Origin of the sequence: Mucilaginibacter lappiensis, assembly GCF_050433765.1 — a bacterium.
Classification (GTDB): Bacteria; Bacteroidota; Bacteroidia; order Sphingobacteriales; family Sphingobacteriaceae; genus Mucilaginibacter; species Mucilaginibacter lappiensis_A.
This window is the reverse complement of record NZ_JBNPWP010000012.1, coordinates 222,013-241,270: the sequence shown is the minus strand read 5'-3', so window position 1 is coordinate 241,270 and position 19,258 is coordinate 222,013. Positions and strand designations below refer to the sequence as shown.

17 protein-coding genes are annotated in these 19,258 nt (G+C 39.5%); 6 read left to right on the top strand and 11 right to left on the bottom strand.

Features of this window, described 5'->3' with window-relative positions:
• Positions 1 to 473 precede the first annotated feature (473 nt).
• Positions 474 to 770: a GIY-YIG nuclease family protein gene (locus M2273_RS27580; RefSeq protein ID WP_429401043.1), complete on the top strand. Its 297-nt coding sequence runs from the start codon at positions 474 to 476 to the stop codon at positions 768 to 770.
• Here the strand turns inward: M2273_RS27580 and M2273_RS27575 are convergent.
• The 6 genes from M2273_RS27575 to M2273_RS27550 all read right to left on the bottom strand — a co-directional run bounded on the left by M2273_RS27575 (position 767) and on the right by M2273_RS27550 (position 7,770).
• Entirely contained in the window at positions 767 to 1,387 is a 621-nt protein-coding gene (locus M2273_RS27575) for a class I SAM-dependent methyltransferase (RefSeq protein ID WP_429401041.1), read from the bottom strand. The genes M2273_RS27580 and M2273_RS27575 overlap by 4 nt on opposite strands.
• Positions 1,388 to 1,392: 5 nt before the next feature.
• Positions 1,393 to 2,277 carry a hypothetical protein gene (locus M2273_RS27570; protein ID WP_429401039.1) on the bottom strand — a complete coding sequence of 295 codons (885 nt, stop codon included), beginning with the start codon at positions 2,275 to 2,277 and terminating at the stop codon, positions 1,393 to 1,395.
• Between the two features lie 27 nt (positions 2,278 to 2,304).
• Positions 2,305 to 3,579 carry a metallophosphoesterase gene (locus M2273_RS27565; protein WP_429401037.1) on the bottom strand — a complete coding sequence of 425 codons (1,275 nt, stop codon included), beginning with the start codon at positions 3,577 to 3,579 and terminating at the stop codon, positions 2,305 to 2,307.
• 130 nt (positions 3,580 to 3,709) lie between these two features.
• A complete protein-coding gene (locus M2273_RS27560; protein WP_429401035.1) occupies positions 3,710 to 5,215 on the bottom strand; it encodes a sigma 54-interacting transcriptional regulator in 1,506 nt (501 codons plus the stop codon).
• A 136-nt stretch (positions 5,216 to 5,351) separates the two neighbouring features.
• The gene (locus M2273_RS27555; RefSeq protein WP_429401033.1) at positions 5,352 to 6,449 is read right to left on the bottom strand and encodes a vWA domain-containing protein; all 1,098 of its coding nucleotides are present in this window, start codon (positions 6,447 to 6,449) and stop codon (positions 5,352 to 5,354) included.
• A 442-nt stretch (positions 6,450 to 6,891) separates the two neighbouring features.
• The gene (locus tag M2273_RS27550) at positions 6,892 to 7,770 is read right to left on the bottom strand and encodes a carbohydrate kinase family protein (RefSeq protein ID WP_429401031.1); all 879 of its coding nucleotides are present in this window, start codon (positions 7,768 to 7,770) and stop codon (positions 6,892 to 6,894) included.
• 302 nt (positions 7,771 to 8,072) lie between these two features.
• Here M2273_RS27550 and M2273_RS27545 point away from each other — a divergent pair, with 302 nt between their 5' ends.
• Genes M2273_RS27545 through M2273_RS27535 form a run of 3 tightly spaced genes read left to right on the top strand, consistent with a single transcriptional unit; the run spans position 8,073 to position 10,115 of the window.
• Positions 8,073 to 8,492, top strand: a complete 420-nt coding sequence (locus M2273_RS27545; RefSeq protein ID WP_429401029.1) for a YybH family protein — start codon at positions 8,073 to 8,075, stop codon at positions 8,490 to 8,492.
• 11 nt (positions 8,493 to 8,503) lie between these two features.
• Entirely contained in the window at positions 8,504 to 9,148 is a 645-nt protein-coding gene (pnuC, locus tag M2273_RS27540) for a nicotinamide riboside transporter PnuC (RefSeq protein WP_429401027.1), read from the top strand.
• Positions 9,123 to 10,115, top strand: a complete 993-nt coding sequence (locus M2273_RS27535; RefSeq protein WP_429401025.1) for an AAA family ATPase — start codon at positions 9,123 to 9,125, stop codon at positions 10,113 to 10,115. Before pnuC ends, M2273_RS27535 begins: the two co-directional genes overlap by 26 nt.
• Positions 10,116 to 10,122: 7 nt before the next feature.
• On the opposite strand, the gene M2273_RS27530 is transcribed toward M2273_RS27535, so the two are convergent.
• Positions 10,123 to 10,671, bottom strand: coding sequence for a hypothetical protein (locus tag M2273_RS27530; RefSeq protein WP_429401023.1), 549 nt, complete (start codon positions 10,669 to 10,671; stop codon positions 10,123 to 10,125).
• A gap of 382 nt (positions 10,672 to 11,053) precedes the next feature.
• Positions 11,054 to 11,935 (bottom strand): cupin-like domain-containing protein, encoded by an 882-nt coding sequence (locus tag M2273_RS27525; protein ID WP_429401021.1) that lies wholly within the window; start codon positions 11,933 to 11,935, stop codon positions 11,054 to 11,056.
• Between the two features lie 314 nt (positions 11,936 to 12,249).
• Between M2273_RS27525 and M2273_RS27520 the strand changes: the two genes are divergently transcribed.
• Entirely contained in the window at positions 12,250 to 12,876 is a 627-nt protein-coding gene (locus M2273_RS27520; RefSeq protein ID WP_429401020.1) for a LysE family translocator, read from the top strand.
• 70 nt (positions 12,877 to 12,946) lie between these two features.
• Here M2273_RS27520 and M2273_RS27515 read toward each other — a convergent pair whose 3' ends face one another.
• The 3 genes from M2273_RS27515 to M2273_RS27505 all read right to left on the bottom strand — a co-directional run bounded on the left by M2273_RS27515 (position 12,947) and on the right by M2273_RS27505 (position 15,814).
• Positions 12,947 to 13,495 carry a fasciclin domain-containing protein gene (locus M2273_RS27515; protein WP_429401019.1) on the bottom strand — a complete coding sequence of 183 codons (549 nt, stop codon included), beginning with the start codon at positions 13,493 to 13,495 and terminating at the stop codon, positions 12,947 to 12,949.
• A 116-nt stretch (positions 13,496 to 13,611) separates the two neighbouring features.
• Positions 13,612 to 14,733, bottom strand: a complete 1,122-nt coding sequence (gene hemW / locus M2273_RS27510) for a radical SAM family heme chaperone HemW (RefSeq protein ID WP_429401017.1) — start codon at positions 14,731 to 14,733, stop codon at positions 13,612 to 13,614.
• A 55-nt stretch (positions 14,734 to 14,788) separates the two neighbouring features.
• Positions 14,789 to 15,814, bottom strand: a complete 1,026-nt coding sequence (locus M2273_RS27505) for a hypothetical protein (protein WP_429401015.1) — start codon at positions 15,812 to 15,814, stop codon at positions 14,789 to 14,791.
• Positions 15,815 to 16,631: 817 nt separating this feature from the next.
• Between M2273_RS27505 and M2273_RS27500 the strand changes: the two genes are divergently transcribed.
• Positions 16,632 to 19,202 carry an outer membrane beta-barrel protein gene (locus tag M2273_RS27500; protein WP_429401013.1) on the top strand — a complete coding sequence of 857 codons (2,571 nt, stop codon included), beginning with the start codon at positions 16,632 to 16,634 and terminating at the stop codon, positions 19,200 to 19,202.
• Positions 19,203 to 19,258 lie beyond the last annotated feature (56 nt).

Here is a 19,258-nt window from a genome sequence, read left to right as displayed (position 1 = left end):
TGAGGTCGTTCGTGTTGATGCGCATAGCTCTTAATTTAGCTATTCTTGTCCTCGAATTATCTGACCTTTACAATTGCGAGGTACGAAGCAATCTCACCCGGACAGGCAATTCGCTTAGCAAGGGTGATTAGCATAATGAGATTGCCGCGCTGCGCTCGCAATGACAGGTTTTATATTATAGTTTGGTTTAATTGTATTAATAGTTCCACCATGTCATTGCGAGGAACGAAGCAATCTCACCCGGACAGGTAATTCGCTTGGCAAGGGTGATTAGCATAATGAGATTGCTACGCTGCGCTCAGCAATGACAGGTTTTATATTATAGTTTGGTTTAATTGTATTAATAGTTCCACCGTGTCATTGCGAGGAACGAAGCAATCTCACCCGGACAGGTAATTCGCTTAGCAAGGGTGATTTACATAATGAGATTGCCACGCTACGCTCGCAATGACAGGTTTTAGATTGTTTATTTCATGAAAGTTCACGAGTACTACGTTTACATTTTATCAAATAAATCTAACGACGTATTATACGTAGGGGTCACAAGTGATTTACAAAGCAGAATAAACGAACACAAACTAAAAATATACAAGGGGTTTTCCGCTAAATATCAATGTAATAAATTGATTTATTACGAAGAGTATCAATGGATACAAGATGCTATTGCAAAAGAGAAGCAATTAAAAGCCGGTTCAAGACAAAAGAAGATTGATCTGGTTATTGCAAACAACCCATCATGCGCTGATTTAAGTGCCGACTGGTATGATTAATCTCCCCGGTACACCTTCGCTACAATAAAATCATTAAAAAAGGTTTTTTCGCTGATCACTTTATAGTTATTTGAGGTAAAATAAATCTCTATTCCGGGCAATTTGCTGGCCTCGATACCGCAAATTATTTTAAAGAACAGGAACATGCTCTTCAGCAGAAATTGCTGCCACCATTTACCGGTAAGCTGAAAATCGGCGTTGAGCCACAGGCCACCGGGCTTTAACAAGCTATGGACATGGGCGAATACGATATGTAAAGTTTGCTCGGTAAAATTATCGAACAGAAAGGGGGTGATCACCACATCAAAATCAGGTGAGAGGTTTACGTTTTCAATGGCATCATTTATAAAAATAACCTCATTATTGCCTGTATCTCTCTTTTTGGATAAAACCATCATATCAGCAGCTACTTCTACATAGGTTATTTTAAGGCCAGACGGGTGTATCTGGGTTAGCTCATTCAGGATCCACCCGGTGCCACCACCCACTATAAGTATATGGGTATCGGGTTTAATATAATCAAGTAAATACAGTTGGGCGTTTATCAGCGCGTTACCATAAACGAGGCGCGCAAGCCTGTCATAAAACCAGGCCGAGTTATTATAATTAGCAGCCATGTTGTTTAATGACCAATAAAGAACCGGAAGGCCGTTAATACTACATATTGTAATATGAGCACGCCATCCATAAAAAAGAAATAATAGTATTCGTCTTTTTTCCAGGCCGATTTAAATATGAGCCAGCCGGTTAATATAACGGTCAGGGTTAAGGCCCAAAAATCAGTACTGAAACCATTTTTTCTGAAAAGGAACAGTAAAACAACATAACCGGCAAGCAGAACCTGGCAAAATAAGTAGGCATTTTTTTCGCCCCACGCTACCGGGATGGTTTTTAGCCCTTGCTTGCGGTCGTCAAACAGGTCGCGGATATCAAATGGGATAGTGAGCGCCCCAATAAATAAAAAGCGTTTGGCTATCAGTATGGTAGTATCGCGCATGGATATATCATTGGTGTGGCGATGCAGCACTTCGAGCACAGGGAACAGTACGCAGCTCATGGTCCATACCAGCGTGATCAGGAACGGCTTTAAGCCCGGAATATTACGCAGGCCAAATTTATGGTCGCCAACGGTAAACAAGGGAAGGCTGTAGCTGAAAGATAAACATCCCAGGAAAATGAGTAATATTTTTGATTCGGTAGTAATTAAAAAGAACAAGGGGATGAGCGAGAGCAGCGAAACAATGGTAAAAGTTACCATGAGCCGGTAATGCGTAAAAAACCAGCGTACCCGCTTATGGGGCGACGATTCGGGCTGTACCGGCCGGGTAATAAGTATGCAGAAATTATATATACCCAGTGTTGAGGTAAATAGCAGTCCCAAAACGGTAAACATAGGTTTTACACCTATCAGTTGAAAGGTTATTAACGCCTGTGCAACAGCGCAAAGCGACATGAAAATATTACTGAACAGCAGAAAATCAAAAACAGACTGAAATAGCTTTTTCATTTAGTAATATCTGCCTGCATTAATCTTTTATGATTCGTTTTTAGGATCGCGGCCGGCTTTTAATGTAAATATCGTAATCTCCGGTAATATTCCAACCCTGCCGGCCAAACCAATAAAGCCAAAACCTACATTTACATATAATTGCTGATTATCTTGGTGGTATATGCCGGCCCATTCTTTATAAACATATTCAATTGGGCTCCATTGAAAATATTTGGTACGTACACCAAACTGCATACCGTGGGTATGGCCCGAAAACATGGCATCTATCTGCGGATATTTAGACAATACCTCGCCGCGCCAGTGCGATGGGTCATGGGATAACAATAGTTTAACCGGCAGGTCATCCGTGTTTTTAGTGGCCAGGTCCATGCGGCCATATTTAGGGAACATGCTCAGTTCGCCCCAGTTTTCAACGCCCAGTATCCCTATTTCTTCACCATCAACCTTTAATCGACGGTTTTCGTTTAGCAGCAGGTCCCAGCCCATGTTTTTATGGGTGGCTATCAGGTCGTCATGGTTTTTCTTTTTATCTGCCGGCGATGGCCAAACACCGTAATCGCCATAATCATGATTACCCAGTGAGCTGTAAACCCCAAGCGGGGCCTTTACTTTGGTAAAAATGTTTTGGTAATGATTCATTTCTGACGCTTGCCCGTTAACCAGGTCGCCGGTAAAAAATATGAGATCGGGTTTTTCCTTCAGCAGCATTTCTATGCCGCCAAGTACTGCCTTGTGGTTAAAAAAACTACCCGAGTGGATATCAGATATCTGGCCAAGCCTTATGCCATCAAATGCTTTGGGCAGGTTGGGCAAATACATGGTTTGGTATTTTACATGATAATCATACAACCCTTTGGGCATACTTATCTTGATGGCAGCTAAAGGTATGGCCCCGGCAAGCAACCCGGCTTTCATCAAAAACTCAGAACGGGGTATGGCATGGTCTTTTGGGGGGATGCTGATAGCCTCTGTTTTTCTTTTTAACCTGTCGCGCCTTAATTTCAGCATTCGTCGCAGATCATCGATCATCAGGAAAGGTAAAAAAGATATTTTGCCTAAAAAGATCAGGAAGAAAACCATCATTACACCTGCCCGTGTGCCAACCCCTAAGTTGATGTAAACGGCCAGTAACAAAGCGGTTATTAATAAAACAGAAAGTAACCAGTATAAAAAAGTAAAGTCGCCCGAGTGGGGCAACTTCCATTTTTTAAATGCGCCGCGTATACCATGCAATACATAAAGATCAATCAGCAGCAGTATAGCGATGATGAGTATGATGTTAAGTACCTGTTCCCTCATTTGTTGGTTTTTGTATCAAGTATCAAGACTTTTGATTGGTTTATGAAAACTGTAGTTGTCATGATACCTGATACAAGCTACTTGATACTAAAATAGTTACTTGATACCAACTATTCGATACTCTTTTTAATTAATAACGGTCATCGTCCAGATCCAGGTCGTCCTCATCAGGCTGCAGATTAAACAGGCTGTTGAACATGTCTGAAAATGCAAAACCATTATCTAAAAAGCCTTTGTTTAGCTGTGAAAACTCCGACAGACCGTGCAGCACAAACTCCATCAGCAGCAGTTGCTGATTTTCTGTAAGACGTGGATGTACCTTTTTAACCAGATCCTTTAAGCCGGTTACCTCGTTCAGCGCTTTTTTATAATCCTGTAACGACATATCATCAACCAATGCCAGGTTATTACCTTCGCCAAACCAGTTAATGATGCCGGCGTAAGGATTTGTGGCTTTTGCTTTTTTAGCTTTCTCAGGATCGGGGAAAAACTCCAGCAGCGAGGTTTTAATAGCCTTACCTATCAATATATTGGCAACCTTACCCGGACCTTCCAGTTCGCCTTCATATACCAGTTCAATTTTACCGGTAATGGCAGGTATCACGCCTAAAAAGTCGGTTATGCGTACAAAGGTGCTGGTTTCGTTATTGATGATCATGCGGCGCTCTGCATTGCTGATCAGGTTTTCAAACGCCGAAATAGTTAAACGTGCCGATACCCCCGATTTTTTATCAATATATTCTGAATTGCGGGCCTCAAAGGCTATTTGCTCAATTAGGTTTTTCACCAGACTGTCGGCCTCTACAGCGGTACGCTGCTCATCTGTAAGTGATGCTTCTTGCTGGGTGATCCTTCTTGAAACTTCAACTGTGCGTGGGTAGTGCGTTAATATCTGGCTCTCAATACGATCCTTAAGTGGTGTAACAATGGAGCCACGGTTGGTATAGTCTTCGGGGTTGGCGGTAAATACAAACTGGATATCTAAAGGTAAACGCAGTTTAAAACCACGGATCTGTATATCTCTTTCCTGCAGGATGTTGAATAGTGATACCTGGATACGGGCCTGCAGATCGGGCAGTTCATTGATCACAAAAATACCACGGTGCGCACGCGGGATCAACCCGAAGTGGATAACCCGTTCGTCAGAATAAGTTAATTTAAGCGTAGCTGCCTTAATAGGGTCAACGTCACCAATCAGGTCGGCAACGGTAACATCAGGCGTAGCCAGTTTTTCGGTATAACGTTCAGAGCGGTGGATCCAGCCAATTGGGGTATCATCGCCCAGGGTGTTAACTGTACTGTGACCAAACCATGAAATAGGCTGGTAAGGATCATCAAACAGGTCTGATCCTTCAATGTATGGTATATATTCATCAAGCAGGTTAACCAGCAGGCGTGCTATACGGGTTTTGGCCTGACCGCGTAAACCCAACAGCAAAATATTATGCCTTGATAGTATGGCAGTTTGCAGATCGGGGATAACCGTATCTTCAAATCCAATAATACCCTCAAAGCCGCCTTCGCGTTTTTTGAGTTGAGCTATTAAATTGGCACGTAATTCATCTTTAACCGATCGGCTCTTATAGTCAGTTTTTTTAAGCTGACCGAGGGTTTTTATATCCAGTAGTTTATTCATGTATTCAATTTGAAAATTTGGTGATTTGAAGATTTGATAATGGTGCGATTACTACCCTCAAATTTCATCTGCATTGTTTAATTGTTTTATACGTGTATAATTTTGAAAAGTCATTTTCAAATTGACCCATTTTCAATCATCTCACAGTTTTCCTGCGGTTACGTATATAATCCTCAAAAATATATTCGCCCAAACCGTTCAGTGAACTATAAAAAGCTTTGCCGCCGTTTGTTTCAGTAAATTTACGAACAAACTGCTGCAGATAGGGGTCTTTAGCTATCATAAAAGTGGTAATGGGTATTTTTAAGCGTTTACACTGAGCAGCCATGTTCAGCGTTTTGTTCACTACTTTCCTGTCGAGCCCGATGCTGTTTTTGTAATATTTGGTACCTTCCTTTAAACAGGTAGGCTTACCATCGGTAATCATAAATATTTGCTTGTTATGCGTTTTGCGCCTGCGCAGCAAATCGGTAGCCAGTTCAAGGCCGGCATAAGTATTGGTATGATAAGGGCCAACCTGTAAATAAGGCAGATCCTGCAAAGTTATGGGCCAGGCATCGTTACCAAAAACCACAATATCCAAAGTATCTTTAGGGTATTTGGTGCGGATGAGTTCGGCAAGGGCCATGGCTACTTTTTTAGCCGGGGTTATCCTGTCTTCACCGTATAATATCATGGAGTGCGATATATCGATCATCAGCACGGTTGAGGTAAGGGTTTTATAATCCATTTCCTCTACCTCCAGGTCGCGCTCGGTCATCATAAAATCGTTGATACCGTGGTTAACCTGCGCATTATGGATAGACTGGGTCATATCGATCTGGTCCAGACTATCGCCAAACTCAAACTCACGGCGTTCGGCATTTTTTTCATCGCCCTGGCCCGATTGTGGCGTGCGGTGATTGCCTTTGCCCGATTTTTTTAGCTTGCCAAAGATCTCTTCTAATGCCGACTGACGAATACTTTGCTCGGTTTTAGCGGTGATATTAAAACCGCCGCTTTGCTTGTCTTCATCCAGGTAGCCTTTTTGTTTCAGTTCGTCAATAAAATCGCCCATACCATAATCGTCATTGGTAAGGTTGTATTGCTTGTCGAGTTCATTTAGCCAGGCCAAAGCTTCGCCTGCATCGCCCGAAGTATAGTTGAGCAATTCCAGAAATAATTTTAATAATTCTTCAAATCCGCCTTTGGGGATCTGGTTGGGCTTAAACTTGGAAAATCCAAAACCGCGCATATCGTGTCCTTATCTGTAATATAAAGAAACGGATAATTATTCTTAAAAGTTTCGTGATACAGGTATTAAAGCAAATTGTTAGGTAAGTATGACAAAAGGCAGATGTGCGGATTATGTAGATGTGCAGGTGTGCAGATTTCAGATGTGCAAATTGAAAACTAAAAAGCGCGTCATTGCGAGGTACGAAGCAATCTCTATGCTATACAGGGCGAATAATGAATGATTCTTTTGTCTGAACCATGATTCGCACGATTAAAGGATTAATAGGATTTCTTTTTCTTACAACCGGGTTGTCATGCTGAACGCAGTGAAGCATCTAATAGCAAACTTGCATAGTTCGTGAATAGATCCTTCGCTATGCTCAGGATGACAAACTCTTTATGGTGTAGAAGGGTAGGACTTAGGGCTTTAGTATTTAGAACTTAGGGTTTAGAATTTTAACCTACAAATACGCCAAACTATTCAATAACTCAGGCGGATAAATTGGGTTGGCACCACGCTGGCTGGCTACAAACGCGCCTACAGCACATGATTTATCAACTATCTGCTGCATAGGGTGATTGGCCAGTAAACCGGCAGTAAAAGTAGCCAGGAAGGCATCGCCGGCCCCTACAGAATCACCTACTTTTACGGGGCAGCCGGGGCTTTCATAAAATTCATGGTCATGCCATACTATGGCACCGTTTTCGCCGCGGGTTACGCAAATGGTTTGGTTATGGTATTTGGAGCGAAACTCGCTGATCTGCTCTTTTAATGAGCGACTGCTGCCCCCTATCAATAGATTGGCCTCTTCTTCGTTCATCTTCACCACATCGGCGCTGGCAGCTAAGGTTTCGATGGTAGAAAGCGTATAGTGGGGCGGCCTTAGGTTTACGTCAAAAATTTTAAGCGCCCGGGTTTCGTCGAGCAGGTTTAGCAGTGTTTCGCGGGTAGCGGTATTGCGGCAGGCCAGACTGCCAAACACAATGGCCGATGCCTGTTTAGCAACCTCGTTAAGTATAGCTGTTGTCTGGATATTATCCCATGATACGGGTTCAGGTATAACATAGGTGGCCTGGTTATTTTCGTCAAGTTTTACAGTAACTTCGCAAGTAGGTAATTCATCATCGCGCTGGATCAGTGCGGAGTACAGTCCATTTTTTTGTAAAAAACCTATCAGCACATCGCCGCTGTTATCCATCCCAACTGAACTTGCAAAGGCAACCTTAACACCCTGCTGCACCAAATGCCTTGCCACATTCATCGGGGCGCCGCCGGCTTTTTTACCATCGCCAAATGCATCCCATAAAACTTCGCCGAAGCTTAATACCTGATTTTTCATAAAATTGATGTAAAGGTTGGTGTAGAATAATTCAAATATAATAGATTTTTTGACTGAACCATGATTTTGACTGAACTGGGATTTATACGATTTACGGATTTATACGATTTTTTGTCTAAACCGGGATTCATCAGATTTACGGATTTATAGGATTTTTTATCTGAACTGGGATTTACACGATTTACGGATTTATAGGATTTTTATGCTAATCCGGGTAATCTTTTAATCTGTTTAATCATGGTTCAGACAAAATTGCGGCTCAGACACAATTCCGCTTCAGACAATTTCCCTATATTTAATTCATGAAAAGAATACTTTTATCTTGTCTCTTATTACTTGGTTCTTACCTATCACATGCACAGGACAGGCAAGCCATATTAAAAGTGATGCATGACCAGGAACTGGCCTGGAACAAGGGCGATATTAACGGTTTTATGCAGGGATACTGGAAATCAGATTCGTTGTTGTTTGTTGGCAAAACCGCACCGGCCTATGGCTGGCAAACCACACTTGCGCATTATAAAAAAACGTATCCGAACAGAGCTGCCATGGGGCAGCTTACCTTTACCATATTGCAGGTAAAAGTACTTGATGCTACCAATGCCTTTTTGATGGGCGGCTGGCGGCTTAAACGAGCCAAAGATGCGCCAGGCGGTTATTATACCCTGTGGTTCAGAAAAATAAAAGGGGAGTGGAAGATTGTTTGCGACCATACATCGTGAAAAAATAAAGTATGTGGTTTAGCATTCAAAATACCTTAGTGATCATTTTTGGGTACCCATTAAGTTATGTGGAGTTTATTGGAACGGCAACCGGTTTGTTATCAGTTTGGTTAGCAACCAAATCAAATATCTGGACGTGGCCAACCGGCTTACTAAATGTAACCTGCTTTTTTCTGATATTTTTTCAGGTGCGATTATATGCGGATATGTTTTTGCAGCTATATTTTTTTGTAACAAGCATATACGGATGGGTAGTGTGGCACAATAGAACCGGGTACAATATGATTGATATCTTGTCGAAAAATCAAAGGATAAAATTATTGGGCGTTTTGGTTGTATCTACCGCGATCATTGGTGTAATTGTAAAAAATATTCATTTGATATTCCCTTTGGTTTTTAGCAAACCCGCATCATATCCGTTTTTAGATACTTTTGTAGCAGTGCTCAGTATTATTGCTACCATTCTTTTGGCACAGAAGAAAATTGAAAACTGGTGGTTATGGATTATTGCAGATGTTATCAGCGTGGGGTTATATGCTAAAAAGAGGGTGCTGTTTATCTCAATTGAGTATTTTGTTTTTTTATGCCTTGCAAGCGTTGGTTTATTAATGTGGTTAAAAATAATGCGTAATGAAAAGAGGCTTAGTATTGGGTAAATTTATGCCTCTCCACAACGGGCATATTGCTTTGATTGATTTTGCCCTTAACCGTTGTGATGAACTGATAGTTTTGGTAAGCGCCAGTTATGACGAACCTATTGCAGCGAAACAGAGACTGGAGTGGATTGAAGAAGCATATAAAAATAATGGTAAGGTTATACCCCGGTTATTAATTTATGATGAAGCGGTATTACCAAATACTTCCGAATCGTTAGAAGGGGTTTCAAAACTTTGGGCAAATTATTTAAAAGAACATCTGCCGCCTATTGACGTAATTTTTGCTTCTGAAGCGTATGGGGCATATATGGGCAGGTTTTTAAATTGCGAGCATGTGATTTTTGATGAGCCCCGTAAAATAGTCCCCGTTTCTGCCACACAGATCAGGAATGATCCTTTTACTTTTTGGGATTTTTTACCAGATGTAGTAAAGCCTTATTATACTTTAAAGATATGCCTGTACGGTACCGAATCGACCGGGAAAACTACACTTACTCAACGACTGGTTGAACATTTTAATACGGTGGCCATTCCCGAAATGGCCCGTGAAATACTGGAACATACCAATAAATGTACAGAACAACATTTACTGCAGATAGCCCAACTTCATGCCGGTGCTATCAATGAAAAAATAAAGCAGGCAAATAAATTATTGTTTGTTGATACTGATATAAACATTACCCGGTCATACAGTAAGTTTCTTTTTAACAAGGAATTGATAGTGCCGGAGTGGATAGAGACAGCTAATGATTTTGACCTTTATTTATACCTTGATGAAGATGCATCTTACGTTCAGGACGGAACAAGACTAACAGAGGCCGACCGGAATAAGCTTAATGAAAGCCATAAACAGGAATTAATAAGCAGGGGAATAAACTATGTTTTAATAAAGGGTAATGATTGGGAAGAAAGGTTTAAAAAAGCTGTGGAGGTTGTAAATGAATTTATTAAACAAAAAAAGCGATAGGTAATAGTTATTTAGTTTTACTTTTTCGCTTACGTAAGTATTTGCTTAAAACATTGATATATCTGTCGTCAAAATTAACTCTTGTTATATCCTGAAAATCAATTTTCACCGGATCTTCGTCAATAAAACCGGAAGCATCGAAATGTTCTATATGAACCTTTTTCTTAGTGATTTTTAAGATTGGGCCTATTGTAAAAGTATCAATGTCTGCATCCTCACATTCAACTATAATATTTAAGTTTGTTTTTTTAATGCTACTAAAGATAGCTTCCCAGCTGTCCAGTTGGATTTTGTGATTTATCCCAATTTTGTCGGCTTCACCCTCCCAAATCATTACTTTAGTATAATATTGCTCGTTTTTACCGCAGCTTATATTCTTGATTTGGTTAACAGGCAAAATAATATAACCCACGACGGTAAAATCATCAGTTTCCTGAACGAGTATAAAGTCGGTAGAGTAACCAAGGATATACCCTCTACTTGTTTTATCAATAGTTCTTGATATTTTAACATGGCTTTTTTTATCAAAGTATTGTTTGATTTTTTCGGGTATCATGAGGATAAGATTCAGTACTAAAAATAAGCATTATTAAACAAAAAAAGTCGATTGGTGAAACCCATCGACTTTCAATAACTTATAGCTTAAAACTCAATGAGGTTTCCCGGCGGCCAGTTCGCGGTTGGCCCATTTTACGGCCACAAGCCTGGCGCAAGTATGTTGGGCTGGTAAGCGAGTAAAAGCTACTTGTGCCTTAATAAATTAAAAGTGGTGACAGAGATTTGTCAGTAGGGTTAAATATATAAATGCTTGACTGTCAGGTATCAATTAGTGTTCATGAGCGTTCACGGGTGTACATATGAACACTTACAGGCAGGCGTTAAACAAAAAAAGCGATAAGTAAAAACCCATCGCTTTTCGATAATTTATGGCCTACAACTCAATGAGGTTTCCCGGCTGCCAGTTCGCGGTTGGCCCATTTTACGGCCAGCTCTTCGCGGAATTTGGCATATTTTTCTTTAAAAGCCATTTTCAATACACTATCCACCCCGCCTTTGATGGCCAGATTGTATAAGCTGGCAGCTTTGCGGCTAAGGGAAGCATCCCAGGCGCGCAGGCTCAGGGAATACGATCCGTCGATGTATTTCATCCAATGCCAGAAACCGGTAGGCATAAACAGGGTATCGCCATGCTCTAAAAACACTTCAATACCCTCTACGCCATCCAGTGCAGGAAATTTTTTGGTATCGGGGTTTGCTACATCATAATCTTCCAAAGCATAAGTAGCATTTGGTATGCAGTATAAACGGCGTTTCCATTTGTTTTCGAACAGGATCACGTGTTTGCGCCCGCCGAAATGGGTATGGAAAATATGCGGCAAATCAATATCGTAATGTAAAAAGGTAACCGAATTGGAGCCGCCGAAAAACATGGCAGGCATACTTTCTAAAAAGCCGCCCATCAGGTCTTTGGGTAATACAATATCATCCAAAAGTTGCGGGGCTTGTTTAAAAATATTAAAAAAGAAGATCCTCAGCTCGGTAGGCCGACTGCGGATCATATCAATATACTCATCAAATGGCATTTCGGTTGCCGACGAGTTAATGGGTTTTGAAGGATCGGCTTTTGAGTTATCATACAAAGGCACCACCTTTTTGCCAACTACTTGTTTCAAATATTCAGGTGTCCATTTTTCGCGTGCGGGCCAGCTTTTGGTAAGGCCCTTGATAACCAGCGGACGGCGGGGATCTAAATAATTCTTCTTGAAATCTTCAGGAGAAATATTTTCAACAGTATCAATAGGGCGGAGGATAAAACTCATATTTTGTTAACTTTCCGTGCTGTTTTATTTAAATTAATTTAACCATAATACCGAAAAGCAAACAAAATAACGAAATAAAACCCCAAAAGGTATAGGATTAATGTTAAAAAAAATATCGGCAATTAACTCACTCGATCATCGTTACGCTTGATCATCCTCTCTTCGCCTTCGGCGGAATGCAGGTTAGAAACAAACTTGTCATGCTGAACGCAGTGAAGCATCTGATTTACGTCAGGCATGTTTGCAAAACAATTTTGAAACTTTCCTGACAAATTCAAAAACCCAATTATAAATAATAGGGTACATTTGAAGGTATGGGTATCATTAACTTACCGGCATTTATTATTGCCTCTTTTCTGTTTATCATATCCCCGGGAATTGATACAATCTTTATTTTAAATAAGGCAATTGCGCAGGGGCGTAAATCAGGCTTTTATTCAACATTGGGTATTACTACCGGAGTACTTGTGCATACTACCCTGGCCTCATTTGGTTTATCGCTTATCCTGGCACAATCTGCTATGGCCTTTAGTATTGTAAAATACATAGGGGCAGCTTATCTTATTTATTTGGGTATAAGCAAACTTTTCTCTAATCAAAATATGGTAAAAGAAAAACAGCGGGAGCAAGTGGTATCCATAAAAAAAACATATATTTCGGCTGTTTTTACCAATACACTAAACCCAAAGGTTGCTATATTCTTTTTGGCCTTTTTTCCGCAGTTTATACAGCCCGCATATACTCACGGGGCATTACCATATATTGTTTTAGGGTTAATATATGCGTTTATGAGTTTATTCTGGTTTATGATACTGACTTTTTTTGCTGGTTCGTTTTCAGCCAAACTAAAAACTAACCCCGCAATTTCTATGTGGCTTAACAAGGTTTCGGCTGTAACCTTTGTACTGATGGGGATTAAAATTGCTTTTACAAAGCGATAGTTATAAGTGGAGAGTTATGAACAAATAATGATATATATACTCAAAACTCACCACTCAAAACTTCTAAAACTTAATTAGGCATTAATACCGTATTCACTACATGTATTACGCCGTTGCTTTGATTTACATCGGCAATGGTGATCCATGATTTACCACCTTTTTCATCAACCAGGTATAGTTTTGCACCTTGCGACATAACCGTAAGGGTACCGCCGCTTAGGGTACTTAATTCTGTTTTCCCTTTTCCTTCTTTTACTTTGGCTATCAAATCGGTCGAACTTATTTTACCGGCTACTACATGATAGGTTAAAGTTTTAATTAAAGAGGCTTTGTTTGCTGGTTTAAGCAGGTTATCAACAGTACCGGCAGGTAGTTTACTAAATGCCTCATTGGTTGGAGCAAATACAGTGAACGGACCTGCGGATGATAAAGTAGGTACCAGGCCAGCAGCTTTAATCGCGGCTACCAGTGTGGTATGATCTTTTGAGTTTGTAGCGTTTTGAACAATATTTTTATTAGGGGCCATAGCCGCGCCACCTACCATTTTGGTTTGAGCGTAAGCTTTAGGCGCTATTGCAAAAGCTACCACTGTTAACGCCGCGATGATTAATTTTTTCATAGTGCAGGTATATAATGTATTGGTATAAATATACGATTTGTAAAGATAAACTGTTTTCAATAGCGTTTTGCTTTGTAACAATGTATTGACTTTTAATAAGGCAATTGGTTTATTATTCAAAAAAACAAACCCGCCGCTATATTATCGGCATAAAGTTTACCTGTAGGGGTTAAGTATAGGGTGTTATCTTTTTGGGTTATCCATTCGTTATCAAAATAACGGCGGGCTTCAATAAGTAATTGATCGGCCGATGCTTTGGCTATTGAATTAAGCTTATCCAGATCAAGGCCCCACATGGTGCGTATGGAGGTCATAATGTATTCGTTCAGCCGGTTTTCTTCGGTAAGGGTTTCGGTTTCGGCGGGCAGCTTGCCGGTTTCAAGAACCTGTATATATTGGGCATTATTAGCTATGTTCCACTGCCTGGCCTCGCCATTATATGAGTGTGCCGATGGACCGATACCCAGGTATTTTACCCCCTGCCAATAGTTGGAGTTATGCCTGGAATAATGCCCCGGACGGCAAAAGTTCGATATTTCATAATGCTCAAAACCATGATCGGTCATGGCATCCATCAGCACAACAAACTGCGCGGCGCTTTGCTGGTCGTTCATGGGTGGCTGTTTCTTTTTGCTGATGAACGCGGCGAGCGCGGTTTGTGGCTCAACCGTCATGGAATAGGCAGATATGTGGGGTATACCCAGCTCAAATACTTTATCCAGATTTTGCTTCCACTTGGTGTCGCTCAATAGGGGGTAACCATATATCAGGTCGGCAGTAATGTTTTCAAAACCTGCGTCCTGCGCCCTTTTTACCGATGCCTCGGCATCTCTGCTGCGGTGTACCCGGTTCATCCACAGCAGGTCATCATCAAAAAACGATTGTATGCCAATGCTAAAGCGGTTTACATCGGTTTGGCGCAGCGATTTTATTTTAGCCTCATTAAGATCATCAGGATTGGCCTCCAGTGTTATTTCGGCGTTTGACGATACGGTGTGTAATTCCGTAATAGTGTTAATCAGCAGGTTTATCTCATCGGCTTCCAGCAGTGATGGTGTACCACCGCCAAAGTAAATGGTTTCAACGGTTTCATTGTTCAGGTAGCTTTTTTGCAGACGGATCTCTTTTACCAGCGCATGCAGCAACTCGTCCTTGTATTTTAACGATGTGCTGAAATGAAAATCGCAATAATGACATGCCTGTTTGCAAAAAGGTATATGTATGTAGATGCCTGCCATTTGGGATTAATAAAGTGCAAAGTTAAACTATGCTTGTTAGGGGGCAGTTATTTTTTCACTTAATTAATTTATAATCCTGAGTATCTGTATACTTATCGGTCATCCATTGACAAACATATCCTTTTTCATCCCAAGAAATAACTCTAACTAATATCTGTGATGATGAAGACTTATCATTATTTTTCAATGCTTGTTTATCGATTAGATCGAAAGTGTCTGGCGAAACAATACCCCATGTTAAGAATCGCCTTAAATCTACATTTCCTTTGTTGTCAGTATAGTCCATTGAACTTTTAGTCCTATTAAATGTTGTTGCTTCCCCATTTGTAGAGGCGAATTGCCCGGTTTTAATATATTCAGGAACATATACTTTGCCCGAATACGGACAATTAAACCATGTGTTGGAAATATTTGCGTTTAAATCAATTGTTCGCAGTTCTAATATTTGTAAGTCCTTGGAATTAGTGAATGTGTTTACGATATGGGAATTGAAAAGAACGCCATCTTTAAAAATATATTCTATCATGGCTGATTTGTTGCCATTGGGATATATTATCATTAATAGTCTATAATTTGTTTTGTCAAAAAAGTTAATTGTCGTATAGCCACTGTTCGCTTTTGCAGCGACTACAAAGCAATCAAAGTTTTTAAATTTTTGGTCCGCAAGTCGGGATAATTGATAGTTAAGCTTTTTGTAACCATATTGAACTTGACCGTATGTTTTAAGTTTTACTTCTTCTTTTGATTGAATGTCAGTAACATGAATGACCGAGTTTCCGACAACCCTGCTAATTTTCTCTCCATTGAAGAACGTGGTCTGCGGAAAATGAGTTTTTGATAAAATACACTGAACATATTTTTCTCCAGTTTTTAATTTATCATTAATTATTGCTGTTGACTGGTCTGGTTGGATAAGTAAGTAATTAATTTGGACCGAATTTATTTTTGAGATTCGGAGTTCACCACCGCAAAAAACTAATGAAGAATCTACAATTTGACTTGCGGTCAGTTTTTCTTGCTTCTGGGCAAACAAAAGTGTCGGGAAAAAATAAATTAAAGTTATTAAATGTCGTCGTGTCATTTGCGTAATTTATAAATTGCCTCTTCTCAAAAATACGCAACAAACCTTTCTTTTTAAAAACACAGAAAAATACATTTTAATGTATTTAAACTTATTGGTTTAAGCATTTGATTTACGGTGGAGAGTATTGGAGCCGAAAGGATGGCCTCTTGTATGCCCTATAAACCAACTGTTTTTTAGTTGATATTTTTCATTACGCATTGTTGCTTATTTGTTACTTTTAAGTTTTAAGTATTTGTAAATCAATTATAAATTCAATGCCTGCTATGCTTTTATAGTAACTTAAATGAGCGCAAATTGGTATAAGATAAAATAGATATAATGCTCATTATTAGTTATTTAGTGATATTATTTCTATTTTAATATTTGCATTTCCACCTGATTTATCCTGATTTTGTTACTCAAGTGTTACTTTTCGACTTCGTTGAGTAACAAAAGTAACAAATATTTTATGGCAACTATGACTATTCTGATTCTGGAACCCGGATTGGTGAGGCCAACAAGGATAAGCTAAAAATAATAACCTGATTCCTAAAACAGGCTCACCAGCCCTTTGATGGCGCACTATCAGATACTTTTTTTTGACAAAACTATTTATATCGGTGCTGTTAACCCAGCTAATGACTGGTCAAAAGCTGCCTGGGTGGTTTACGGTAAGTAATCAATCTCCGGCTTTACAAAAAAGACCTTTTCAGAGATGATCAGGTCTTTTCTTTTTGCTTATAATATGGGGTGATCTTACATGCCCTTCAATAAGGTAACGTTAGGTTTAACCCAACTTAACATTGCCGCGTATTTTTGCAGATACCCTGCCTTTATGAAAAAAATCTTTTCACTGGTTTTATTTATGGTACTCTATCTCCTATCAGCATCCGCCCAGGATACCTATATAAGGGGAACAATTGTACAGGAAAATAACCGGCCGTTGCAGGGAATAACGATCTCGGTCTATAAAAAAAAGAAAATTTCATTTTATACGTTAACAGACAGCTTAGGGAGATTTGCGATTCGCAGGGATTCTTTAATAAATGGGGCTTCCATTAATATAACAGCAGTTGGGTTTGAAAAGGTGGAACTTCACGAGAAGGAAGCCTGGGAAAAAATTCGGGATTTGGGGACTATTCAACTTCGTCCTGCCACTGTGATTTTGAAGCAGGTTGATGTAAAGGCCAAACGGGGTTTTAGCGATACCACAAAAATAGATTTATCGGGGCAGAAATACGAGCGATCTCATATGGTCAACGACTTGCTCTCGGGCGAGTTTGGATTTCACCGCGACAGTAATGGGCAATTATTTTACAATGGAAAACCCGTTTCGGGTTTGAAAGTAAACGGAGAGGATTTTTTTGGCAAGAATAATCTGGATATCTACCGCCTGTTACCAGCTTTGGCGTTAGATAACATAGAAATAGTCGAAAGTAATATCGACGATGTAACCCACACCGTTATGCTACGCCCGATCATTAAACTTAATCTTAAACTGAAAAAGGAGTATAGTAAAGGATTATTCGGGAATGCTAATGTTGCGTTAGGTTCTTCCGACCGGTCTTTGTTAACTACAGACCTTTATACTTATAAGGATAAGAGGCAAATTTCACTTGCCATCAACAGAAACAACGTCAATCTCGGGGAAGCTCCTCCGATTGAGCCTGCTATTAATTTTTCAAGTGAAGGGAATAATAAAACAACGTCAAGTACCCGCTTTACCTACACAAACTCGCTTTCAAAGAAGGTTAACGTTGATTTCTCTGCAAAAGGCAAACTTGAAGAAAGAACCTTTTTATCTGAATCGATACGAAAGGAAAAAACGATTAACCAATTATCTGAGCTTAGTAATACGTCCAATTCTAAACTATTTAGTCTTTCAGATATCCGGCTAAATCTGGCTTATCAGATAGATTCTTTAACTAACCTGACATTGTCGCAAACGGTTGGTTACGATAACACGAAATTGAATGACTCGTTAAACTATAAAATTAATTCTGATATATCCAGCACAGTTTCTAATCTGTATAAGACATCCAAAATAATAAATGATTTATCAACTTCAGAGTTACAGTTCTCCCGAGTTTTTTCAAAACCGGGCCGGATATTAAACGCCCATTTAAAAAGAAATACTTATTCCATTAAAAACAACGAGTCGGACGATGTATTCATTTCGGAAAATCAGGTAGAAAAAACATATATCGTCAATTCCATCAGAAATACCTTTCAAAGTACTACAACACTCAACTTTGAATTTACCGAACCATTGAATAGTACAACTTATTTAAACGTCTTTGCAGAGTATAAAAAAGATGTTATACATTTTAGTCCAACTATCACGAGCGACACCACCGATGCTATCATTTCAGATTTTATCGGAATCATAAATCAATACGACAAAGGAGGGGCAAAACTTAGGAAAAGCTACAGGCAGTTTTCGGTTGAAGTCATAGCCGCGGGCATTGTCAATTTACGGAAGAATAATCAAGAGGGTACGGAAAGGCTTAAAAATATCAACCTCGATGCAGAATTTAATTTTGATTATAAGATTAATGAAAAGAAGGGATTTGTTGCCAGTTACAAGGCCAGCCCTACTTATCCGGAGGTTTATCAGCTAATTAACCCCAATTATTCACTCGACTTAATTGCACAGGATAAAGGGAATCTTAACCTTAGGCCCGAAACCAAGAATTCCTTTCAATTAGCGTATAATGTGAAAACCTCAGATATTCAAACGTTAAAGCTAACAGGCAGTTTGAATTTATTTAATTCGAAGTTTGGACAACACATTGACATACGCCCCAATCAGACACAAAATATTTATATCGATAATCTTGGGAGGGCAGCTTCAGCAGAAGCCGGCATTTCCATACAGAGAGGGATATCCGACAGATCTAATTTAAACTATACCAATACATTTTCCTATATGGAACAGCCGGTAATGATCAATGACAAGTTGATTGTGAATAACAGTTATACTTTTAGCCAGGTTTTTAGCTCAACGAGGAAGTTCTTTAAAGGTGCATTGTCAATTTCTCCAATAATTACCTCGACCTACAATAAATATTTTTACGAGAACGGTAATGTAGACGTAATTACAATTACTTATTCCGATAAAATAGCTTTCGAGATTAAAAAAATTCAGTTTGAACTATACCCTCTTTTCAATTATAGCCATAACGTCAGTAACCTGACTTCCTTTTCGGCAAATGCATCAATTAAGAAGAAATTATTTAAGGATATGGGTACAATATGGGTGCAAGGCTACGACATTTTCAATTCCTTTAAATTCAATAACAATGTGATCGGTCCTACCTATTCTGAAAGTGTTAAATATTCAAATATTAAGCGATATTTTTTGCTTGGCATAAGTTTTAAGTTTAATAATATTGGTAATAATTAGCTAATAGCCACTTAATATACATAAATTATATTAGGAGAATAAATTTTAATAAATTA